Below are 20,363 nucleotides of genomic sequence, written 5' to 3' on the forward strand. Positions count from 1 at the left end.
CTGTGACAGCCGGGTCTACCACGAATAAATAATCTCAATCACACGCGCGCGCGAGGCTTATCAGTGTACAGCCCCTATGTATGTTCATGCGAGACCGCCTGCAGACGGCCGAAACAGTGGCTGATAGCGACGACTTCATCGACCACGAGACGGTGTCGGTGTCGGTGCTCGTCGTGGGCGCGGGCGCGGCAGGTGCCCGGGCCGCGATAGCCCTGGCCGACGCCGGCGTCGAACCGCTGGTCATCGGCAAGAGCGACCACGGCGACGCCCACACGACGTGGGCGGCCGGCGGTATCAACGCGGCGCTGGGGAGCTTAGACCCCGAGGACGACTGGACGGTCCACGCGGCCGACACCCTCGACGAGGGCCACTACATCAACGACCCGGAGGCCGTCGAGCTGACGGCGAAACACATGCCCGACCGCATCCGGGAACTGGCCGACTGGGGGATGCCATTCGACCGGACCGAGGACGGAAAGATAAACCAGCGCTACTTCGGTGCCCAGTCGTTCCGGCGCACCTGCTTCGTGGGTGACCGGACCGGCGAGGCGATGCTCGACACCCTCGTCGCGAAAGCGCGGGACATGGACATCCCCTACCGGGACAACGTGATGGTGACGCGCCTGCTGACCGACGGCGAGCGGGTCGCGGGGGCGATGGGCTTCGACATGGAGAGCGGTGAGTTCGTGCTCTTCCGGAGCGACCACGTGGTGCTTGCGGCCGGGGGGTCCTCGGCACTGTACGAACGCCACTCCTCGCGCGAGGACGAGAACAACGCTGACGGCCCGGCCCTGGCGCTCGGGGCGGGGGCGCGGCTCATGGACATCGAGTTCGTCCAGTTCCACCCGACCGGGATGGTCGGCGCCCGCTACGGCGAGGAGTGGGACGGGCGCCTCGTCACCGAGGCCGTTCGGGGCGAGGGCGGCCGGCTGATAAACGCCGATGGCGAGCGGTTCATGGAGAAATACTCGCCCGACCAGATGGAACTGGACGCCCGTGACGTGGTCGCCCGGGCCATCGCCCAGGAGATACGCGAGGGTCGGGGCACCGACAACGGCGGCGTCTATCTGGACATCTCCCACCGAGACGACCAGTACATCACGGACCGCCTGCCGTCGATGTACGAACGGTTCCAGTCACTCGGCGTCGATATCACCGAGGAGCCGATGGAGGTCGCGCCGACGGCCCACTACTCGATGGGCGGGGTCGACATCGACTTCGCGACGGGCGAAACCGGCGTCCCCGGACTCTACGCCGTCGGCGAGACGGTCGCGGGGGTCCACGGCGCCAACCGGCTCGGTGGGAACTCGCTGGCCGAGACCGTCGCTATCGGCAAGCTCGTCGGCGAACACGTCGCCGAGGTGGTCGACGACCCTGCGCCGCCCGTCACTGACAGTCAGCGCGCGCTCGCCCAGCGGGAGTTCCACGCGCTCGCGGACCTGGCGGACAGCGACGGCCAGGTGACGGCCCGCGAGCTGCTCGCTGACCTGGGGGACATCCTCTGGGAGCACGCCGGCATCCTCCGGGACGAGGCGTCGCTGCGGGAGGGGCTGGCCGAACTCGACGCCCTCCGGGCGCGGACGGCCGACCTCAGTATCGACGGCGACCGCACGAGCCGCGACTTCGAGTTCGCCGTCGACCTCTCCTTTAGCCTCCCGATAGCCGAGGCCATGCTCCGGGGCGCACTCGAACGGACCGAGTCACGCGGCGCACACTACCGGACGGACTACCCCGACACTGACGGCGACTGGCGGCGAAACATCGTCGTGAGCGAGGAGCCGACGGGACTGGACCTGCGGACCCGCGGCGTGGCCGAGCCCAGCCCCGAGGTTCAGGACGCCGTCGACACCGGCTACGAACTGGATTACCACCACCTCGAATAACCGCTCCACCGCTTTTCAGCGCTGTCGGGCGGGCCGTGGAAGCCGACTCTCCCCCGCTCGCTATTCGCGCTCGTCGCCGTCCGCTTCTTTGTCGCTGTCCGCCTCGGCTTCAGTGTCCACTTCGCTGTCCTCCGCATCCTCGCTCGTGTCGGTGGTTTCGCCGTCTGTCTCCGTCGAGTCGTCGGTCGCTTTCGCCGCTGTGGCGTCGTCGGCCGTCGTGTCGTCGTCACAGCTGCCGGTCCGGAGTGTGAGCGGCTCGCGCAGGTCGAGGGCGGTCCGGTCTGGGTCCTCCCGGTCGCCGGAGAGCAGCTCCCACGACGTTATCTCGCCGTCGTTCGGCGTGTCCTCCAGTTCGGCCTCGTCGTTGAACGCGGGCTCGATGCGGAGCTCGAGGTCGTCGACCGCGAGCCCGCGCAGCGCCCCACCGTCGGTCCGGCCGGTGGTCCACCACCAGTCTATCTCGTCGGTTCGCGTGCGCTCTGTGGTCTCGTTCTGGTCCGTCTCGGTCAGGTTGCCCTCATCCTCGGTCTCGTTTTTCTCCGACTCGCTCTCGCTATCGTCATCCTCGATCCCGCTCTGGTCCGTCTCGGTCTCGCTCTCGTTCTCGCCGGACCCGTTGTAGTCGTCCGTTATCGTGCTCTCGTTTGCCTCCAGAACGGTCCCGTTGACCTCCCACGTGTCGACGTTAGTCTCGGCGTCGTAGAGGTCGTCCTTGACCGCCCAGGTCGCCTTCCCGGGAATGCCCGTGATTTCGAAGGAGACCTTTCCGCCAGGGGTCCCGTCGTCGGCCGCGTCGTGGACGACGACGAGACTCAAGCCATCGGGGCCCCGATAGAGACACAGGAGGCTCGTCTCCGGTTCCTGTAACTCACGGGTCCCCTCGGAGCTGTACGAGCGCTCGTCGAGTCCCCACTCGTAGAACGCCTCGACCGGTTCGTCACCCGAGAGCGGAACCACCGGGTAACAGTCGCCGTCCTGCTCGACGGCGAACGTGCGGTGGTCGTCGGCGTCAGTGGTCGTGGCGAGGCCGAGACCCCCGAGGGCGGCCGCCGCTGCAGTCAGGAACCGTCTGCGTGTCCCGTGTCTGGACATACTGCTCGCAACTGGGACGAATTGATTTGTTATCGGGAACTTAGCTTCGGTTGCAGTGGCTTACGAACGAACGCATCTCGGTAGCGACGGACTGTCGGTGCGAGCGGCTATCACGGAACGCCTTTAGGCTCGAACCCCCTCCCTCCGGTATGAACTACGAAGCCGCACTCGACAGAGCATACGACGTGCTCCCGGACCAGCCACGCGAGGCCGGTGAGCGCCTCTCCATCCCGGAGCCGGAGGGACAGACCGACGGCGCGTTCACACGACTGACGAACCTCGAAGCCATCGCCGACGCCCTCTCTCGGGACGCCCAGCACCTCCACAGCACCATTCAGCGCGAGTTCGGGACTAACGGGCAGTTCGACGGCGGCGAGGCCCGCTACAACGGCTCGTTCGACATCGCAGACTTCCAGGCGGCGATCGACGCCTACACCGCCGAGTACGTCACCTGCTCGGAGTGTGGCCTGCCCGACACCGTCCTCAAGACTGAGGACGGCGTGGACATGCTCCGCTGTCAGGCCTGCGGTGCCTTCCGTCCTGTCTCGAAGGGCTCTAGCAACACGACCCAGCAGAACACGCCCACGCTCGAAGAGGGCGAGACCTACGAGGTCAAGATTACCGGTACCGGCCGCGAGGGCGACGGTGTCGCCGAGAAAGGGAAGTATACCATCTTCGTCTCCGGCGCCCGCGAGGGCCAGGTCGTCAACGCCTACATCGAGTCCATCAGCGGGACGCTCGCATTCGGTCGCGTCCAGTAACGCCCCATAGAGATATTACGCCGGGCCGTCGATTGAGTCGCTATGGCGATGGGACAGGCCCGCGCGTACGGAGTCAGTGTGCTTCTCGTTGCGCTCGGTTCGGTGCAACTCGCTGCCGGCACGGTCGAGCTGCTGGTCGGTCTCGAAATGGGACTGACGACAGTCATCGCGGTCGGGAAACTCACCGTCGGTTTCGCCCTGTTACTGGCTGCCCGGTACGTCGCGCAGCTGCGAAAGCGCGGGCTGGCACTGGCACTTCTCGGCCTCTCGGGCGTCGTGGTCGTTTATTTCGGCCCGCTCCTGGCCGGTGAGCGGACGCCGCTCTCGCTTGGTAGTGTCGTCTTCGCGCTGGTTTTGATCGTGTATCTGTTCATTCACGAGGACGCCTTCGGCCCACAGCCAGAGCGCGAACTCACCGAAGAGACGAACACCCACGAGTTCATCCGCTAACCATCGACTGGCTCGATGATATCCGGCGAGTCGTTGCTGGGGCTGTTGACGGCCGTCGATATCGGATAGGTCCGCATCGGGCCGTCGTAGGGGCCAAGCAGTTCGGCGGCGGTATCGGTGTCGCCGGTGAGCCACTGTGATTCCTCGTCCGGGTCCAGAATCACGGCCATCCGATGATGGAGGTCGGCAACTGTGTCGTTTGGCTCCGTCGTGACGATTGTGAACGTCTCGACGACATCGTCCTGGCCACCCTGGTCGCCACTCGCACCGAATTCACCGAGTCCGGTCTGGCGCTGTGGCGGCTCCCACCGCTCGTAGAGACCGGCCATCGCGAAGAGGTCGTCGTCGGGCAGGGCGACGCGGTAGGGCTGTTTGCCGCCGTCTTCCGCCACCCACTCGTACATCCCGTCGGCGGGCACCAGGCATCTTCGGGACTCGTAGGCGTCGGCAAAGGAACGCTTCTCCGAGAGGGTCTCCGCCCTGGCGTTGATGTAGCCGTGGTCGTTCTTCTCCTCGGCGAAGGACGGCACCAGACCCCACTCCATGCGCTGAATCCTGTCGGGGTCCTCGCCGGTGATGACGGGGAGCGACTGGCTCGGGGCGGCGTTGTAGCGGGCCTCGAACTCGAAGTCGAAGGCGGCGTCGAAGCGGGCCTCGATGTCTGCGGGCGGCGCGAACAGGCTGTAGCGGCCACACATACACGTTGGCACGGCCCCACCGGGCAAAAGCCCTCGGCGTTGCCGCCCGCGATTTTAAACGGTATCACGACCTACACTCGCCAAGATGACGGGCGCCCCCTCGTTCTCGATTCCGACCCGGCCGACTCGACGATACCCCCACGGCAGCGGCGTCGAGTACGAGGGCGGCACGGAGTTCGAGCTGATTCCGGACAGCGAGTACACCGAGTCGGAGCTCGCGACCGTGGTCACCGATATCCTCGCCGATGGGCCGTACCGCTACGGCGACTTCCACGACCTTCCGATGCCGCTGTGGCTGGTCCGCGACGAGGACACGACCGACGTGTTTCGCGTGGCGGTCCGGGACGGGACCGTCCGCCTGCACGTTCTCCCCGAGACCGAGTCCGCAGGGCTTCGGCGGTTCTACGAGCGGCTCAGTGCGGCCGACAGCTCGATATCGTGGGCCGTCGACCGGCGGATAAACGGCTGAGTGGTCTCACACGCGTACGTTAAACGAGCCCGTCTCACCGGCCGATTGTGCCCTGCCGCGTGACCGGTGCCGTCGGGTCGATACTGAACGCGACCACCACGGCGTCGGTCGTCGCGGTCATCGTCTCGCCGCCCGACACCAGCAGGCCGCTCTCGGCCCGTTCGAAATCGGTGTCGACGACCGTGACCGCGCCCTCGAAGACGTAGAAATACGTATCCCAGCCGTCGACCGTCGGAAACTCGACACTGGCCCCCTCGGCGAGCCGAACGTCGTGGCAGTGGACCTGGTTGCGGACGAACGCCGGCGCCGCCGTCCCCTCCGGACCGAACAGGTGTCGCCACTCGCCCTCTACCGGCGTCGGAATCGGCTCGTGCTGTATCGTCGGTTCAAGCCCGAGGCTGTGTGGCCGGACGAAGATCTGTAACATACGCAGCGGCGGGTCCCCGGCGAGCGTGCGCTCCTCGTGCCAGAACTCCCGTCCAGCGTTCATCACCAGCAGGTTGTCTGGATCGGTGACCAGTTCGTTGCCCTGCCGGTCGTCGTGGCGCATGACGCCATCGGGGACCCACGAGACGATCTCCTCGTCGCGGTGGGGGTGCATCCCGATGAGCGTGTCCGGGTCCATGAACGACTCGACAACCGTCGCCAGCGGCCCGTAGCCGTGGTCCTCGTGGTCGGGGTGGTTCCGGCCGGGGAAGTTGAAGTGGATGCGGAACTTGCCCTGGTCCTGCGAGATAGTCGTTCTGGGGGCTTTGTACAGCGATTTCGACTGTGTCACGATACCGCAGGTTCGGGCCGGAGCCGGATATACGCCCCGGCAACAGCGCAGCCGGGTTCAGCGTTCCGCGATGATTTCGGTCGCGAACGTCTCCATCGCCGCCCCGGGGTCCTCGGCCTCCAGCCCGACGATGGCGTGGTCGAGCCCGTACGCTTCGAGCCGGCGGAAGTACTTCCGGAACCACTCGACACCGGCGCGGTAGCCAAGATGCAGCGGTTCTGGCTCTGCGGTCGGGTCCTCAGCGAGGGCCACACGGACGGCGATGGCGAAGGGCTTGTCGGTCGTCCGCTCGCGCCAGCGCTCCAGATACGATTCGAGTGTCGATTCGGGCAGATGGTAGAACAGCCAGCCGTCGCCGTGGTCGGCGATCCACTCGTCGGACTGGCGGGCGTTGCCCGTCGGCAAGAGTGGGAGCGTCTCGGTCGTCGGCTTCGGCAGCACGTCGAGCTCGCCGTCCAGACGGCCCCACGACCCCTCGATTTCGGGGAACGCCTCGCGCCAGATGGTCCGAAGCGCGGCGACGCGCTCGCGGACCAGTTCCCCACGCTCCTCGGGATCGACGCCGAAGGCCGGATACTCCGGGTCGCGGTCCCCGGAGGCGACGCCCAGCACCAGTCGGCCGCCGGAGAGCCGGTCGACGGTTGCGGCCGATTTGGCCACGTGGACGGGGTGGCGAAGCGGCAGGACGACACTCGACGTGCCCAGCGCGATCTCGTCCGTGTGGGCGGCCAGATGCGAGAGGAACGGCCACGTGTCGAACGCCCCGCCGGCGTCTCCGAACCGGGGCCAGAAAGTCGGGACGTCCCTGGCCCAGAGGCCATCGAAGCCCAGCGACTCGGCGCGGGTCGCCAGCCGCACCTCCTCGTCGATTGCCGGGGTCGCCTCGCGGACGCCCGTCAGGGGCAGTCCCAGCCCGACGGAGAGTCCGTCACCGTCGAAAAGCCGCCGATAGCCGGCGTTCTCGTAGCCGCGTCGGGTCATTGGCGGCTATACCCGCTGGAGACGTATCCGTGCTGGGGTCGCAGGTTCCGTCGCAGTCCTCGGCTGGAGAGGAACCGTCTGCTGCATACAGGGCGTGTCTCTCGCACAGAATCGTCTCCAGATTCGATGGAATCGGAGCGGTCGAAACAGGGGCACAATGTACCGTCGCGGGTCCGTTCGTATCAGCTGTCTTTTTTCACTTTGTCCAGGTCGACGGGGACATCAGGTGGGTGATCGTCGATTTCGACCGCGACGCCGAAAGAGACGATCGACGAGATTCCCTCCTCGACGGAGAGGTCAAGTCGGTAGACCTCGTCCTCGGACAGGTGGAGAATGAACCCGCCCATAAATGGATTCGGTCCCATCGGCAGGAAGACTGTGAGCATATCGTCCTCTTCCGTTACCCGTTCGATCATCTCTGGGGGGCGTGACGTCTGGAATGCTATCGAATAACATCCCTCTTTCGGATACTCCACGAGGAGTACGTCTTTAAAATTCTGGGTATCCCCTTCGAGCAACATCGTACTGATCTGGTCTAGCGGGCTGTAGATGGATCGAATACCTGGAATCTGTGCCATGGTGGTGTCCAGGCTCCGTTTCAATCGGTCCCCACCGATGCGAGATTCGGTGAACGCCCCCACGAAGAGGATGATACCGAACAGCACGACAACGGCTATCAGCTTTGAGACGAGTGGAGACGTGTCCCCTGGCCCCATCTGAATCGGGATGACCAGTGGATTCAGTAGCTGTGAGAGGAAGTTGACGATAAATAGAAACAAGATTGCGGTGACGAGAACGGGCAGAACAATCGCAGTTCCGGTTACAATCGACTTGCGAAAGTAGTTACGGATACTTAATCTCAGGTTCCCGTATGTCTTGCTATCGTTTCCCACAAATTAGTTCTCTACGATGCGAACTAAAAACTTACCTGTGGCCGTACCTCCCCTGTCGTAGAACGAACAGTGTTGTACTCGGTGAGGCGTCCCGGACCTCGCCCTGAGACGCGCACCGGGGCCGGGCGTACCCTAACCGTCTTTATTTCACGGTACCACGGTACTGTATGACGGTTTCTCGCGAGGTGGAACTGGAGGGCCACATCATCGACTCGGCGACGCTGGGAACCGCCTTCAGTATCGTCATGGACATGGGCGGCTCCTTTACGGTCGAGGCGTTCGATATCGGCCGGCGCAAAGAGGAAGTGTCCTACGCCAGACTGCTCGTCGAGGCCGACGACGAGGCGACGCTGCAGTCTATCGTCCACGAACTCCACCAGCACGGCGCGAACCCGGCCGACCCGACAGATGTGACCCTGGAGCGGGCGCCGGCCGACCGGGTGGTCCCGCACGGATTCTACTCGACGACGAACCACCCGACGTTCGTCCGCTACGAGGACGAGTGGCTCCCCGTCGAACAGATGGAGATGGACTGTGCTATCGTCGTCGAGGACAGCGCGGATCCACCGTCCGTGGACAATGCGAGCGGGCAAAGCCCGCGAGCGAACGGCTCGGATGGCCCACGCGCTTACACCAAGGTCCTGAACGCCGTCGAAGCGGGCGACCGCGTCGTCACGGGCGACACCGGCATCAGGGTCGAACCGCCGGAACGACCTCGGGACTCGGGCGGGGCCTTCGGCTTCATGCAGGGCGGGGTCTCGGCCGAACGGCCCTCCGAGTCGACTATCCGGCAGATAGCGGGCGCGATGCGGGAGACCAACGAGGCGGGTGGGAAGGTCCTCGCCGTCTGCGGGCCGGCGCTCATCCACTCCGGCGCCCGTGAGGACCTCGCTCGCCTCGTTCGAGAGGGCCACATCGATATGCTCTCTGCCGGCAACGGCTTCGCCGTCCACGACATCGAGCGGGACCTCTATGGCACGTCCCTGGGCGTCGATACCGAAACGCTGGACCACGCTCGTCACGGCCACAAACACCACATCTACGCCATTAGCGAGGTCATTCGCGAGGGCGGCATCGAAGCGGCCGTCGAGTCGGGGACAATCGAGTCTGGGGTGATGTACGAGTGTGTCGTCAACGACCGCCCGTTCGTGCTGGCGGGCTCTATCCGCGACGACGGCCCGCTGCCCGACACCATCACCGACGCCGTCGACGCACAGAACGCCATCCGAGCGCAGGCTCACGAGGCCGATATGGTACTGATGCTCTCGACACTGCTGCACTCCGTCGCTGTCGGCAACTGTCTCCCCTCCACGACGCCGGTCGTCTGTGTGGATATCAGTCCCGCCACCGTCACGCAGCTGGTCGACCGCGGCTCCGCGCAGGCGGTCGGGATGGTCACCGACATCGGCACGTTCGTGCCGCTGCTTGCGGATGAGCTGGGCGAGGAGTAGGACCACGAGCGGCCCAACGGGCCGCGAGTGGATTTTTTCGCCCACGTTTTTCGAGGACGGGTGCGCGAAGCGCACCCGACGATGAAAAAGGTGGATCGCGGACGTTCGTGCCGCTGCTCGCGGAGGAACTGGTGGGGGAGTAGAGGCCACGAGCGGCGCGAGCTGGTCGTGGTATGTAGCGAGTAACAACCCCGAAACCACTGGACGTCGAAGTCGCATCACACACTCTTTTCAATATAGCTACTATTCGGGCCATGGTCACTCAGTCCGGCGCAATCGACTTCGGGAAGCGAGTCGTCTCGGACTTCTCCGAGAAGAACGTCTCCTTCATGGCCGCGGCGCTGGCCTACCACGCGTTCATCTCGCTGGCGCCGATGCTCCTCCTGTTGTTTCTGGTCCTGACGACGTTCGGGACCGGGCTGGAGGAGCGAATCGCGGCTATCGCGGGCAGGTGGTTGCCGGGTCCGATAGCAGATATCGTGACACAGCTGTTACGGGGCAACGCTGACGGAACTGGGGCGGGGGTTATCGGGCTCGTCGTCCTCCTGTGGGGGACGCTGAAGATATTCCGCGGGCTCGATACGGCCTTCTCGGAGATCTACGAGACGGTCGATGACAACACGCTGGTGGACAAGTTCCGCGACGGCCTGGTCGTCTTCGTCGCGCTCGTCCTCGCGCTCGTCGCGATGATAGCCTCAAGCATCGTCCTGGGCGGGCTGGTCGCACAGATTCCCTACAGTCAGGCGCTGACGCCCGTGGCGCTGATAGGCGGGCTGGTCATCGCGTTCTACCCGATATACTACGTGTTTCCGGACGTAGACGTCGGCTACCGAGACGTGCTTCCCGGCGTGGTCGTGGCCGCGGTCGGCTGGGGGGCGATGCAGGGCCTGTTCCAGCTGTATCTCTCCGTCGCGGAGCCGGGGTCGGGGAGCTTCTTCGGCGGCGTCGTGGTTGTCGTCACCTACCTCTACTTCTCCGCGCTGGTGCTCCTGCTGGGCGCCGTCATCAACGCGGTCGTCGGCCAGCACTCGCTGGGCGGCCCGGGCGGTGTCGGTCGCTCGGAGGCACACTTCGAGACTGAACGGACGGAGACGCTCGACTCGGCGGAGCTGGTCGCCTACCTCGCAGACCTGCGGTCCGAGTTGCTCTCCGAACACGGGACACGCAGGCGGTCCGACCTCGCCGGGGAGCGTCCCCACCCGACAGGTGATATCGAACTGGTTGAGCGCTCGACGACCGAAGGGGAGTCAAACCAGTGGCAGTTGATACTCCGCTGGCCGTTCTCGGACGACGAGCTCGTCGAGTACATGGCGTCCCGGACTGGCGACGAAGCGAGCGAGCCCGCCGACGCGGGCGCCGCCAGAGGCGAGACGACCGCCGACGACTGATACTACCGGTTGTAACAAACTGACGGAATTCGTCACCCCGGGGTGGCGAATATCTGTACGAACGTACAGCCGGCAGTATGACCTCAGACCCCTTCGAGGTCCGAGCGGTACTCGTTGATAGCGTCGTCCGCGTCGTCGATAGCGTCGGCCACGTCGGCCCCGTCACCGCTCTGGAGGTCGTTCAGCGCCGACTGGATGCGGGCGAGTCGACCGTGGTCGGGGCCGCGGTCGGCGGTCGAGAGCCGCTCTAACTGGCCGGCGAGCTCGCCGAGGCGCTCGCTCGCGTCGTCGTTTCCGGTGTTCCCCGCGGCCGATTCGAGCAGGTCACTGGCTGTCGCGAGTTCGTCGCGTGTCATGCCTTGAGGTTTCGGGATGTGAAGTATAACAGTTCCTTTCGTGGAGGTTCCTGCACCTATCTGTGAGACGGGCCCGATTGCGTCCGCGTCGCACACTGGCGCTCGAGTCGAGGTATCGTCGGCGTCGTATCGGCCGCTGACGCCGCGGTACCCCTGAGGGACGTCTACCCGGAGATCCAAGTAATGGAAAGCGATACATACCGGCAGATGTCGGGACAGGGCTGGGGACCATACGGCTCTGAGGGTGCGTAGCTTCTGTACAGACGACCCTTTCTCGTAACCACTGGGCCAGCTACTGCAGCCGAGCCGGAGCTATCTGGCACGAACCCTTAACCCGTCGTTTCCGAACCAGTAGGACGATGTATCCGCCGGGTCACGTCGGGCTTACCGCGCTCTTGTTCGCGCCGCTTGTGTACTGGTTTCGGGTTCGGGGTCGCCGGGCGGCCGCGACGGAGTGTCTGGGGGTGGCGCTCGCGCTGGCCGTGCTCCCCGACATCGACAAGGTGTGGCCGGGGCTTGTCCACCGCGGTGTCACGCATACACTGCTTGCCGCCGTGGTCGCCGGCGCGCTCGTCGTTCTCCTCTTCCGGGCGCCGGCGGCTGGCTCGCCGGGCCTCGGTGGCGAACATCCCGTCGTCTGCTATCTGGTCGGCGCAGCCGGCGTCGTTTCTCACCTCGTCGGTGACGTCATCACGCCGATGGGCATCCAGCCGTTCTTCCCGGGCTCTCGACTGGTCTACTCACTGGACCTCGTGCAGGCCAGTTCCCCGACGGCGAACCTCCTGCTGATCGTAGCCGGTTGCGCGACGCTGCTGTGCAGTTACCGTATCCCGGTCGGCGCGGTGGTCGAGGCGGGTGGCGCCGAAGAGTCGGCGCCGGTACGCCCGCTCTCAGACCAGCGCTAACCGCCGGACTGCTGTGCCTCGTTCGACCGCGACCCGCGCTGTCGACACGTTCGGCGCCTGCCAACCGTCTCCCTATGCCGGTAGCGACCCTACTGTGGACTGTCAGATGGACGCGACCAAGCAACAACACGAGCTGCACGTCTCGCGCACCGAACACGACGACGGGTGGACGGTCGCCGCGGACCTGCACCCGCTCGCCGACGACGACGTGACCGTCGAACTCATCGATGAGACCGCCGTCGTCGCTATCGACACGCCGATGCTCCGAACCGAAATCGACGTCGACCTGCCCGACAGCAGCGGGACGGCGACGCTGCGAAACGGCGTCCTCGTCGTCGAGCACACCTCGTAACACCGTTTTCTCCGACCGCTCACGGCCGGTAGGAAGTAACGACGCGCGACTCCACAAGAGATTTCACCCGCTTGGCGGTAGCTGTGTGCAATGACAACGCCGCCGGAGAAGCTACCGACGCTCAGTGGCTCCGTGCCGCCGGCACGGGAGTGGGCACGGACGTTCGCTATCGGTATCTGTATGGGCACTGCCGACGCCGTGCCGGGTGTCTCTGGCGGGACCATCGCACTCATCGCCGGCATCTACGGCCGGCTCATCGCGATGATAAACGCCATCACGCCGACCCGCATCGTGACCTTTCTCCGCTCGTTGACGCCGCTTGACGGCGGGCTCGACCTGCGCGGGGCGCTCTCTATCTTCGACGAGATAGATGGCTGGTTCGGGCTGGCGCTGGTCGCCGGCGTCGGGACAGCTGTCGTCCTGGTTACCAGAGCGGTCCACATCCTGAACAAGACCTACCCGACGCTCCTCTTTGGCTTCTTCTTCGGGCTCATCGCCGCCTCCGCGGTGGCCCTGCTGCGGGAGCTCACTGTCGACTCCGCGTTCCAGGTCGCCGCCGGCGTGGTCGGATTCACTATCGCGTTCCTGCTGTCCGGACCCGTCACGTTCCTCGAAAGCGGCGGGCTCGTCGTGATTTTCGTCGCCGGTTCGGTGGCGGTCAGCGCGATGATACTCCCCGGCATCTCCGGTTCGCTCATGCTGGTCATCCTCGGCCAGTACACGTTCATGTCGGACACGCTCAGCCGGTTCATCGACGGCCTCGTCGGGGCCGTAACGGGCGGGGCCACCGCGACGCTCGTCGACGACGCCGTCCTCGTCACCACGTTCATCGCCGGGGGTTTCGTCGGCCTGTTCACCGTCTCGCGGGTCGTGCGACGGGCCCTGGACCGGAACCGTCGTGCGACCATGACGTTTCTCGTTGCGCTGGTCGTGGGGGCGTTGCGCGCACCTGTCCAGGAGGTCCGGAGCGAAGCCGGCTTCTCGACCGAGGTGCTGATTGCCTTTGTCGCCGCCGCAGTGGTCGGCAGCGTCTTCCTGCTCGTGCTGGACTGGTACGCTGTCGACCTCGACTTGGACTCGGTGTGAGTCCGGTCAGAACCCGAACGCACGGCGGTACTGTGGCGGCCCCTCGATGTCGTCGGTCGCGTCGAGCGCCTGTGCCGCGTGGAGTGTGAAGTACGGGTCCCGAAGGTGTTCGCGCCCGACGATGGCCAGGTCCGCCCGGTCATTGGCGATGATGGCCTCTGCCTGCTCTGGCGTGGTGATACCGCCGACCGCGCCGACGGTGATATCGGCCTCGGTCTCTCGGCGGATACGCTCGGCATAGGGAAGCTGGTAGTTCGGCCCTGGGTTCTCAGGCCAGGAGTTCGGGCTGATTCCGCCGCCGCTGACGTCGATGAGGTCCGCGCCCACGTCGGCCAGGTCGTCGGCCAGCCGCACAGAGTCCGCGACGGTCCAGGACTCTCGCTCCGGGAGCCAGTCAGTCGCTGAGATGCGGACGAAGACGGGCCTGTCGTCAGGCCAGACCGCCCGGACCGCGGCGGTGACCTCGCGTGTGAGCCGTGTCCGTCCCTCGAAGTCGCCGCCGTAGCCGTCCTCGCGGTGGTTGGTCACCGGCGAACAGAACTCGTGGAGGAGATAGCCGTGGGCGGCGTGGACCTCCGCGACCTCGAAGCCCGCCGCCAGTGCGCGCTCGGCGGCCGCGCGGAACGAGTCGACGACCGACTCGATGTCGTCTCGGGTGAGCCGCTCTGTCGTCGGCGCCTTGTCGTCGTAGGGCCAGGGCTCCTCGGAGGGGCCGACGACGTCCCAGCCGCCCGCGTCGGGCTTGAGCGGCTCGTGGCCGTCCCAGGGCCGACTCGTCGAGGCCTTCCGGCCGGCGTGGGCCAGCTGGATGCCGGGGACGCTGCCCTGGTCGCGGACGAACTCGGTGATGGGTGCAAGCGCCGCGGTCTGCTCGTCGGTCCAGATACCGAGATCCTCGGGGGAGATGCGTCCGCGGGCCTCGACGGCGGTGGCCTCGGTCATTACGAGCCCGGCGCCGCCGACGGCTCGGGAGGTGAGATGGGTCCGGTGCCAGTCCGTGGCGACGCCGTCCCGTGCGTCACAGGAGTACTGGCACATCGGAGAGACCATCACTCGATTGGGTATCGTCGTCTCTCGCAGCGTCAGGGGGGTAAACAGGGCTGCCATCGACAGACGTTCACCGGCGAGTCTGATAACTGCCGGGGTCCCGGAACCGACCGTTACCGCCAGACGGCGCGGCCAAGACGGGTCTCCGAGAGGTCGAAGTCGAAGCGTTCGGTCTTCAGGAGCCCGGCTCCCAGCAGCGCGGCCAGCGCGACCGGTATCCAGTTGGCGTAGAAGAGGTTGATACCGCCCCACAGGAGGACGAAGCTCACCAGGTCGTCGAGCATAAACTCACACTCCTCGAGCCGGCGCCGCAGGCCGGCCCGGTCGAAGCCGAGGTCGAAACACAGGACGGCGACGGCCCCCGACAGCAGCCAGCCGAGGTAGTTCGACCACGGGACCCCGTAGAACTGCTGGACATCGTAGGCCCAGAACCCGATGCCGACGGCACCGGGGTCTAACACCAGGTCGACGAGGATGACCGTCGCCAGCGTCGCCAGCAGCCGAAGCGGCGTCGATTCGGCCCGCTCACCGAACAGCAGCAGGACCAGCAGGTAGGCGTTCAGGACAAGCGGGAAGAAAAAGACCGGCAGGCCTAGTGGCACCTCGCCAAACAGCATCGGCCCGAGGTCAACACCGTATGTAAATTCGCCGTAAGGCCAGCCGGTGCGGACGCCGATGAGTTCGATACCGTAGGAGTACAGCGTCAGCGCGACGAGTGCGACGGTCGCTTTGCGGTCAAGCAGCGGCGTGACGCCGGCCACCAGCGGCAGGCGCATCACTAAAGTCCCGAAGAGGACGAAGAACGGATTGAACGCCAGCGGCGGCGGTAGCAGCCCCTCGGCGCTGGCCAGCAGCGTCACCGCGCCCACGAGGGGAAAGACGACGGCGATGGTAAAGCGGTGCTCGCGGACCAGCGCGTCGAGTCGCGTGGCCGCGTCGTGGCGGTCCCGCGGCAGTGACCAACTGACCCCATCAGCCATACAGCATCACCCACAGGCCCACGAGCGTAAAGGCCATCCCGACGAGCGTGTTGATGGCCGGATACCACCAGTAGGCCTCGTCGATATCGACGCCGACGGCGAGGATGCCGAAGACGAGCCCCGGATAGACGAGCAGCAGGCCGCCGAACACCCAGTGAGTGTAGGTGAAGACGAAGGCCGCCGAGAGCCAGCACATCACGCAGTAGTAGTAGGTGTTGGACTCGCCCAGGAACGTCGCGGTCGTCTCGATGCCGGCCTCGCGGTCCGGTTCGATGTCGGGAATCGCGGAGAAGGTGTGCATCCCCATGGTCCAGAGCCATGCGCCGGCGACGGCCGTCGCGGGCGGGGCGACCCCCTCGATAGCGGCGTAGGCGACGACGCCCGGGAGGATGTACAGCCCGTTCGACAGCGAGTCCAGAAACGGCGTGGTCTTGAACCGAAGGGGCGGCGCGGAGTACTCTATCGAGAGGGCGGCCCACGCGAGGAGCGCAACCGCGCCCAGAGTCGGAAGCCACGGCAGGAACCCAGCGGCCAGCAGCCCCGAGGCGACGATGGCGGCCACGACGACCCGGTCCCCGCGGTAGCTGACCTCGCGGCCCTCGTCTTTCTTGGGGTTAACCTGGTCGATGTCACGGTCGAAGACGTCGTTGACGCCATAGAGGAAGACGTTCGCCGGAATCGTGAAGTACAGAAACAGCGCGATAGCCAGCGGTGAGAACAGCTCTCCCGGCCCGTCGGCGGCGTACGTGACGGCGACGACGACGGGACCGCCCTGGTAGAGCCAGAAGCGGGGTCGCGAGAGCCAGAAAAGGTAGCCCGGCCGGCTCTCCTCGCCCGGGAGCACGGTACTGAGTCGGTCCGTCACGGTACTCATTCGTGGTCGTCGATGAGGCGCTGTGCCGTGTGTTCGCCGCTGATGAGACACATCGGGACGCCGACGCCGGGCGTCGTAAAGGAGCCGGTAAAGTAGAGCCCGTCAACGGCCGAGGAACGGTTGTTCGGGCGCAGGAGTGCGGTCTGGCGCAGCGTGTGAGCCAGGCCCAGCGCCGTGCCCTCCGTGGCGTTGTACCGCTTCCCGAAGTCGGAGACGGCGAACTGCTTCTCGTAGACGATGCGGTCACGCAGGTCGACGCCGGTGTTCTCGGCGATATCGGCCAGAATCTTCTCGCGGTACTCCTCGCGGACGGTGTCGCCGTCGTGCAGGCCCGGGGCGATGGGGACCAGCACGAAGAGGTTGGAGTGGCCTTCGGGGGCGACGCTCGGGTCGGTCTCGCTGGGCACACAGAGATAATAGGCCGGCTCGTCGGGCCAGTCGGGCTCCTCGAAGATGTCGTCGAAGTGGGGCTCCCAGTCGGTCGGGAGCACGAGCGTGTGGTGGGCCAGCGGCTCCACATCGCCCTCGACGCCCATGTACATGAGGAAGGCGGAGGGCGCGTAGGTCTTTTTCTCCCAGTAGTCGTCGTCGTACTGGCGTTCGTGGTCGGGCAGGAGTTCCCGCTCGGCGTGGCCGTAGTCGGCGTTGACGACGACCTCGTCGGGGTGGTAGGTGTCGCCGCCGACCGTCTCGACGAGGAAGCCGTCCTTGCGACGGCTTATCTCGGTCACCTCGCTGTCGGTCTGGTAAGTCACACCCATGCTCTCGCCGAGTTCGACGAGCGCGTCGACGACGGCACCGATGCCGCCGTCAGGGTAGTAGACGCCGAGGTTGAAATCGACGTGGCTCATCATGTTGTACAGCGCCGGCGTGTTCTTCGGCGACCCGCCGAGGAACACCAGCGTGTACTGCATTATCTGCTGGAGCTTGGGGTGGGTGAAGTAGTCCTCGACGTGGCCCTGCATCGACCCCAGCAACTGGAGCCCGATTGGCGCGGCCGTCATCACGTCCAGGTCGACCCAGTCCCGGAGCCGCGAGCGGTCCTCGTAGACGAACTTGTTCATCGCCGTCTCGTAGTGGGTCTCACTGGTCTCGAGGTACTCCTCGAAGGCCTCGCCCGCGCCGGGTTCGTAGGACTCGAACAGTTCGCGCATCTCGTCGTTGTTCCCGGTCACGTCCAGCCGGTCACCGTCCTTGAAGTAGATGCGGTAGTGGGGGTCAAGCCGTTCGAGGTCGTAGTAATCGCTGGGTTCCTTGCCGAAGTACGCGAAGAAGCGCTCGAAGACATCGGGCATCAGATACCACGACGGCCCCATGTCGAAGGTGAATCCATCGGCCTCCAGCCGGGAGGCACGCCCTCCGACCTGTTCGTTCTTCTCCAGTACTCGGACATTCGCACCGGCGTCGGCCAGATAGCAGGCCGCCGAAAGGCCGCCAAAGCCGCCGCCCACCACGACAACCTCGTCTCCGGACAGGTCACTCATTGTTGGTCTCTCGGGCCCGGAGCGACAATAAAGGCGCGCCAAACAGGGTTGGTGTGCGAAAGCGACTCAGGGCACTCGCTCCGGTCCGGCATCGCAGATACTCGCGAGGACCGACGGACTTATTAGTAACAACAGGTTTATATCGACTAATGGCTATTAACGACCACTCTATTTTTAATAACTCGGGCGGATACTCCCTGCTCGGGGTCGCGAGTGTCGTCGCCTTGCTCGTTCTGTCGGGCCTCGCGGTCACTGGCGGCGCCCAGAAGGTGCTCGTCATCTCCTGGGTCGCCTTCGTGGCGATGGGACTGGGCGCGTGGCTGGGCGCACGCGCGACGGAGACGAGCCCGTACCGACTCGTGTGGGGGTACGGCCTCGCGAGCGGCGCGATGGTCACCTCGGCGGCAATGTTCCTCGTCCCGCAGGCGATGGGGCTTGGCACCGCCGCCGGCACCCCCCGAATCGGCGGTATCGGTATCGCTGCGGGTATCGTCGCCGGCTACGGGACCCATACTATCGGCCACCGGCTCACCCACGTCGAGACGAGCTTCGATACGACGACGGCGGCGATCACCGCCCACGCGCTGTCGGCTGGGCTCATCATCGGGCTGGTGTACGCCTCGATGCCGTCGCTCGGACTGCTGCTCGGGCTGGCTATCGTCTCCCACAAGGGGCCCGCGGGCTATGCCGCTGCCCGCCGACTGGTCCGTGAGAACAACTCCGCGACCGCGCTCTTGCTCCCCGCGGCCGGCGTCGGCCTCACGGCTATCCCGTCGGCGCTCGCCCCGGTCCCGGCCAGCCCGGCTGCCAACGCTATCGTCTTCGGCTTCGCCGCCGGCATCTTCCTCCACGTCGCGATGGACTTTCTGCCGAACTGTGACGCCGGCAGCGAGATAGACGAGGTCTGCTCGCTGGAGGAACACTCCCACGACCTGCTTGATGAACTCCGGACCCACGGCGTCGGCTCGACCGTCCTCGGCGCCGCCGTCGTCGTGCTGGCGTGGGTCGCTCTCTCGGCGTGAACGGCCGTGAAAAAGGAACGGGGCTGTCAGGAAATTCATCGACTGCGGCCGCTGACTGCGGCCTCGTCGGCGCTGTCCGCACCGCCCGGCGTCAGGCCGCGTATCGTCTCGCCGATGCCGTCCATCGCCCCGCCGGGCATCGACCCGATTTCGCCGAGGATATCGCCGACGAACCCGGGAACCTGCTCCGGGAGGCCGCCCGGCGGGCCGACCAGCGCGACCGTCTGTACTGCGTCGTGTACGACCGTGAGAACCGCCAGCGGGTGTGTTTCGAACATTGCAGTTTCCCCTCGTGACGACATCGGTATAACCGGAGGCGACGCTGCAGTCGATTTCTCACCGAATTTCGGCCGGATTCACCCCGTTCAGACCGAGCTAAACAGTTCGTCTCGGCGGCGCTGTTCGAGGCCACCCACTCACGGCCGTCCCGCCGTGGCGCGCGCCGCCCCGGCGAAAAATGTTTTAGCCATTTGTGAGAACCACGTCGCAGTGAAATGTCTGACCAGTCTGACGAGTCACCCGACCTGACCCCGCAAGAACTCGACCACACGCACCTCCCCGACCAGACGATGTACAAAATCGACGTTGCGGCCGCGAGCCACTTCGAACAGGGCGGCGAGGACATCGAGACGTATCCCCTCGCTATCACGAACGAGTTCAAATTGCTCTACTTCGAGATGGCCCCGGGCGCGACCATCGACTGGCACACCCACACGCCGGCATTCGACGAGGTCTGTCTCTGTCTGGCCGGTGAAGCGAGGTTCACGCTCGAACGCGAGGACGGGAGTCACCAGGTCCTCGAAGCGGAGCCGCGCGAATCGATGTATATTCCCGGTGGCGCGCGTCACAAAATCGAGGCCGTCGGCGACGAGCGCCACGAGGGACTCGTCGCGATGCCGTCGGACCCGGTCGCCAGGGTGGAGATGCTCGAAGGGGCCGCGCCCTACCGGATGGAAGACTGGCCCGTCGCGCTGTGGGTCGACCGCAAGCGGGACGAGGTCGTCGAGAAGGACGACGACGCCGTCTCGACGTAACCGATTATTCCAGCGCGGACATTTCCGAAAGAAATATGTATCATAATCAAGCGGTATATTAGAAATGGGAGTTATACAGGCTCTTGGGAAGCGGATGGCTCACGTCGTTGCTGCTACAGCAGTGCTATTAAGTGGAATGTCTCTTAGTGCCTTTGCGGTTAATTCTGGTCGGTGGCTTCTACTTATACCGGGCCTCCTGCTCCTGGTAGGGGGCTGGATTTACTGGCAAATCCTGGTAGAAATATAGGTATATAATATCAAATAGCCAAATTGGGTCTCATTTATCGACGGTGAAGTCACAGCGACGTGATCCAACAGACAGTGTGACACAGTTGTCGTGGACTCTGGAACTGTCTCTTGGTCTAACGGTTGGTTCGAC

Annotated in this window: 22 protein-coding genes; 11 read left to right on the top strand and 11 right to left on the bottom strand. The window is 65.4% G+C overall.

Annotation, left to right across the window (positions count from 1 at the left end; genetic code table 11):
• Positions 1-86 precede the first annotated feature (86 nt).
• Positions 87-1,883: an L-aspartate oxidase gene (locus P1K32_RS14165; RefSeq protein ID WP_276250353.1), complete on the top strand. Its 1,797-nt coding sequence runs from the start codon at positions 87-89 to the stop codon at positions 1,881-1,883.
• Positions 1,884-1,943: 60 nt separating this feature from the next.
• Here P1K32_RS14165 and P1K32_RS14170 read toward each other — a convergent pair whose 3' ends face one another.
• Positions 1,944-2,975, bottom strand: coding sequence for a hypothetical protein (locus P1K32_RS14170; RefSeq protein ID WP_276250354.1), 1,032 nt, complete (start codon positions 2,973-2,975; stop codon positions 1,944-1,946).
• Positions 2,976-3,124: 149 nt separating this feature from the next.
• On the opposite strand from P1K32_RS14170, the gene P1K32_RS14175 reads away from it, so the two are divergent.
• Together P1K32_RS14175 and P1K32_RS14180 are read left to right on the top strand one after the other, a co-directional pair.
• Positions 3,125-3,736, top strand: a complete 612-nt coding sequence (locus tag P1K32_RS14175) for a translation initiation factor IF-2 subunit beta (RefSeq protein ID WP_220587787.1) — start codon at positions 3,125-3,127, stop codon at positions 3,734-3,736.
• 42 nt (positions 3,737-3,778) lie between these two features.
• Complete coding sequence (locus tag P1K32_RS14180; RefSeq protein WP_276250355.1) at positions 3,779-4,186, top strand: hypothetical protein; 408 nt, start codon at positions 3,779-3,781, stop codon at positions 4,184-4,186.
• On the opposite strand, the gene P1K32_RS14185 is transcribed toward P1K32_RS14180, so the two are convergent.
• On the bottom strand, positions 4,183-4,884 hold the full coding sequence (locus P1K32_RS14185) for an SOS response-associated peptidase (protein ID WP_276250356.1): 702 nt from the start codon (positions 4,882-4,884) through the stop codon (positions 4,183-4,185). The two genes, P1K32_RS14180 and P1K32_RS14185, sit on opposite strands and share 4 nt — an antisense overlap.
• Positions 4,885-4,969: 85 nt before the next feature.
• Here P1K32_RS14185 and P1K32_RS14190 point away from each other — a divergent pair, with 85 nt between their 5' ends.
• Positions 4,970-5,353 (top strand): hypothetical protein, encoded by a 384-nt coding sequence (locus P1K32_RS14190; protein WP_276250357.1) that lies wholly within the window; start codon positions 4,970-4,972, stop codon positions 5,351-5,353.
• A gap of 34 nt (positions 5,354-5,387) precedes the next feature.
• On the opposite strand, the gene P1K32_RS14195 is transcribed toward P1K32_RS14190, so the two are convergent.
• From P1K32_RS14195 to P1K32_RS14205, 3 genes are all read right to left on the bottom strand, one after another.
• Positions 5,388-6,134, bottom strand: coding sequence for a pirin family protein (locus tag P1K32_RS14195; RefSeq protein WP_379691437.1), 747 nt, complete (start codon positions 6,132-6,134; stop codon positions 5,388-5,390).
• A gap of 54 nt (positions 6,135-6,188) precedes the next feature.
• Positions 6,189-7,112, bottom strand: a complete 924-nt coding sequence (locus P1K32_RS14200) for an LLM class oxidoreductase (protein ID WP_276250359.1) — start codon at positions 7,110-7,112, stop codon at positions 6,189-6,191.
• 182 nt (positions 7,113-7,294) lie between these two features.
• Positions 7,295-8,005: a DUF502 domain-containing protein gene (locus P1K32_RS14205; RefSeq protein ID WP_276250360.1), complete on the bottom strand. Its 711-nt coding sequence runs from the start codon at positions 8,003-8,005 to the stop codon at positions 7,295-7,297.
• A gap of 167 nt (positions 8,006-8,172) precedes the next feature.
• On the opposite strand from P1K32_RS14205, the gene P1K32_RS14210 reads away from it, so the two are divergent.
• Both P1K32_RS14210 and P1K32_RS14215 read left to right on the top strand, forming a co-directional pair.
• A complete protein-coding gene (locus tag P1K32_RS14210) occupies positions 8,173-9,456 on the top strand; it encodes an ornithine cyclodeaminase, nickel-pincer nucleotide-dependent (protein ID WP_276250361.1) in 1,284 nt (427 codons plus the stop codon).
• Positions 9,457-9,710: 254 nt separating this feature from the next.
• The gene (locus P1K32_RS14215) at positions 9,711-10,844 is read left to right on the top strand and encodes a YihY/virulence factor BrkB family protein (protein ID WP_276250362.1); all 1,134 of its coding nucleotides are present in this window, start codon (positions 9,711-9,713) and stop codon (positions 10,842-10,844) included.
• Positions 10,845-10,927: 83 nt separating this feature from the next.
• Here P1K32_RS14215 and P1K32_RS14220 read toward each other — a convergent pair whose 3' ends face one another.
• Complete coding sequence (locus P1K32_RS14220) at positions 10,928-11,200, bottom strand: DUF7553 family protein (RefSeq protein ID WP_276250363.1); 273 nt, start codon at positions 11,198-11,200, stop codon at positions 10,928-10,930.
• Positions 11,201-11,559: 359 nt separating this feature from the next.
• On the opposite strand from P1K32_RS14220, the gene P1K32_RS14225 reads away from it, so the two are divergent.
• The 3 genes from P1K32_RS14225 (at position 11,560) to P1K32_RS14235 (ending at position 13,543) form a co-directional block, all read left to right on the top strand.
• Positions 11,560-12,105, top strand: a complete 546-nt coding sequence (locus P1K32_RS14225) for a metal-dependent hydrolase (protein WP_276250364.1) — start codon at positions 11,560-11,562, stop codon at positions 12,103-12,105.
• A gap of 106 nt (positions 12,106-12,211) precedes the next feature.
• Positions 12,212-12,457, top strand: coding sequence for a DUF7127 family protein (locus P1K32_RS14230; RefSeq protein ID WP_276250365.1), 246 nt, complete (start codon positions 12,212-12,214; stop codon positions 12,455-12,457).
• A 90-nt stretch (positions 12,458-12,547) separates the two neighbouring features.
• Positions 12,548-13,543, top strand: coding sequence for a DUF368 domain-containing protein (locus P1K32_RS14235; protein ID WP_276250366.1), 996 nt, complete (start codon positions 12,548-12,550; stop codon positions 13,541-13,543).
• A 6-nt stretch (positions 13,544-13,549) separates the two neighbouring features.
• Here the strand turns inward: P1K32_RS14235 and P1K32_RS14240 are convergent, their stop codons facing one another.
• From P1K32_RS14240 to crtD, 4 genes are read right to left on the bottom strand one after another with little or no spacing between them, the layout of a single operon-like run.
• Positions 13,550-14,650, bottom strand: a complete 1,101-nt coding sequence (locus tag P1K32_RS14240; protein WP_276250367.1) for an NADH:flavin oxidoreductase/NADH oxidase — start codon at positions 14,648-14,650, stop codon at positions 13,550-13,552.
• Between the two features lie 53 nt (positions 14,651-14,703).
• Positions 14,704-15,570 (bottom strand): bisanhydrobacterioruberin hydratase, encoded by an 867-nt coding sequence (gene cruF / locus P1K32_RS14245; protein WP_276250368.1) that lies wholly within the window; start codon positions 15,568-15,570, stop codon positions 14,704-14,706.
• Entirely contained in the window at positions 15,563-16,444 is an 882-nt protein-coding gene (locus P1K32_RS14250; RefSeq protein WP_276250369.1) for a prenyltransferase, read from the bottom strand. Before P1K32_RS14250 ends, cruF begins: the two co-directional genes overlap by 8 nt.
• Positions 16,441-17,928, bottom strand: coding sequence for a carotenoid 3,4-desaturase (gene crtD / locus P1K32_RS14255; RefSeq protein ID WP_276250370.1), 1,488 nt, complete (start codon positions 17,926-17,928; stop codon positions 16,441-16,443). Before crtD ends, P1K32_RS14250 begins: the two co-directional genes overlap by 4 nt.
• A 149-nt stretch (positions 17,929-18,077) precedes the next feature.
• Here crtD and P1K32_RS14260 point away from each other — a divergent pair, with 149 nt between their 5' ends.
• On the top strand, positions 18,078-18,950 hold the full coding sequence (locus P1K32_RS14260; protein ID WP_276250371.1) for a ZIP family metal transporter: 873 nt from the start codon (positions 18,078-18,080) through the stop codon (positions 18,948-18,950).
• Positions 18,951-18,985: 35 nt separating this feature from the next.
• Here the strand turns inward: P1K32_RS14260 and P1K32_RS14265 are convergent, their stop codons facing one another.
• Entirely contained in the window at positions 18,986-19,228 is a 243-nt protein-coding gene (locus tag P1K32_RS14265; protein WP_276250372.1) for a hypothetical protein, read from the bottom strand.
• A gap of 216 nt (positions 19,229-19,444) precedes the next feature.
• Here P1K32_RS14265 and P1K32_RS14270 point away from each other — a divergent pair, with 216 nt between their 5' ends.
• Positions 19,445-19,984: a cupin domain-containing protein gene (locus P1K32_RS14270; protein WP_276250373.1), complete on the top strand. Its 540-nt coding sequence runs from the start codon at positions 19,445-19,447 to the stop codon at positions 19,982-19,984.
• Positions 19,985-20,363: the final 379 nt, after the last annotated feature.

The sequence above is a fragment of the Haloarcula rara genome (assembly GCF_029338235.1).
GTDB lineage: Archaea > Halobacteriota > Halobacteria > Halobacteriales > Haloarculaceae > Haloarcula > Haloarcula rara.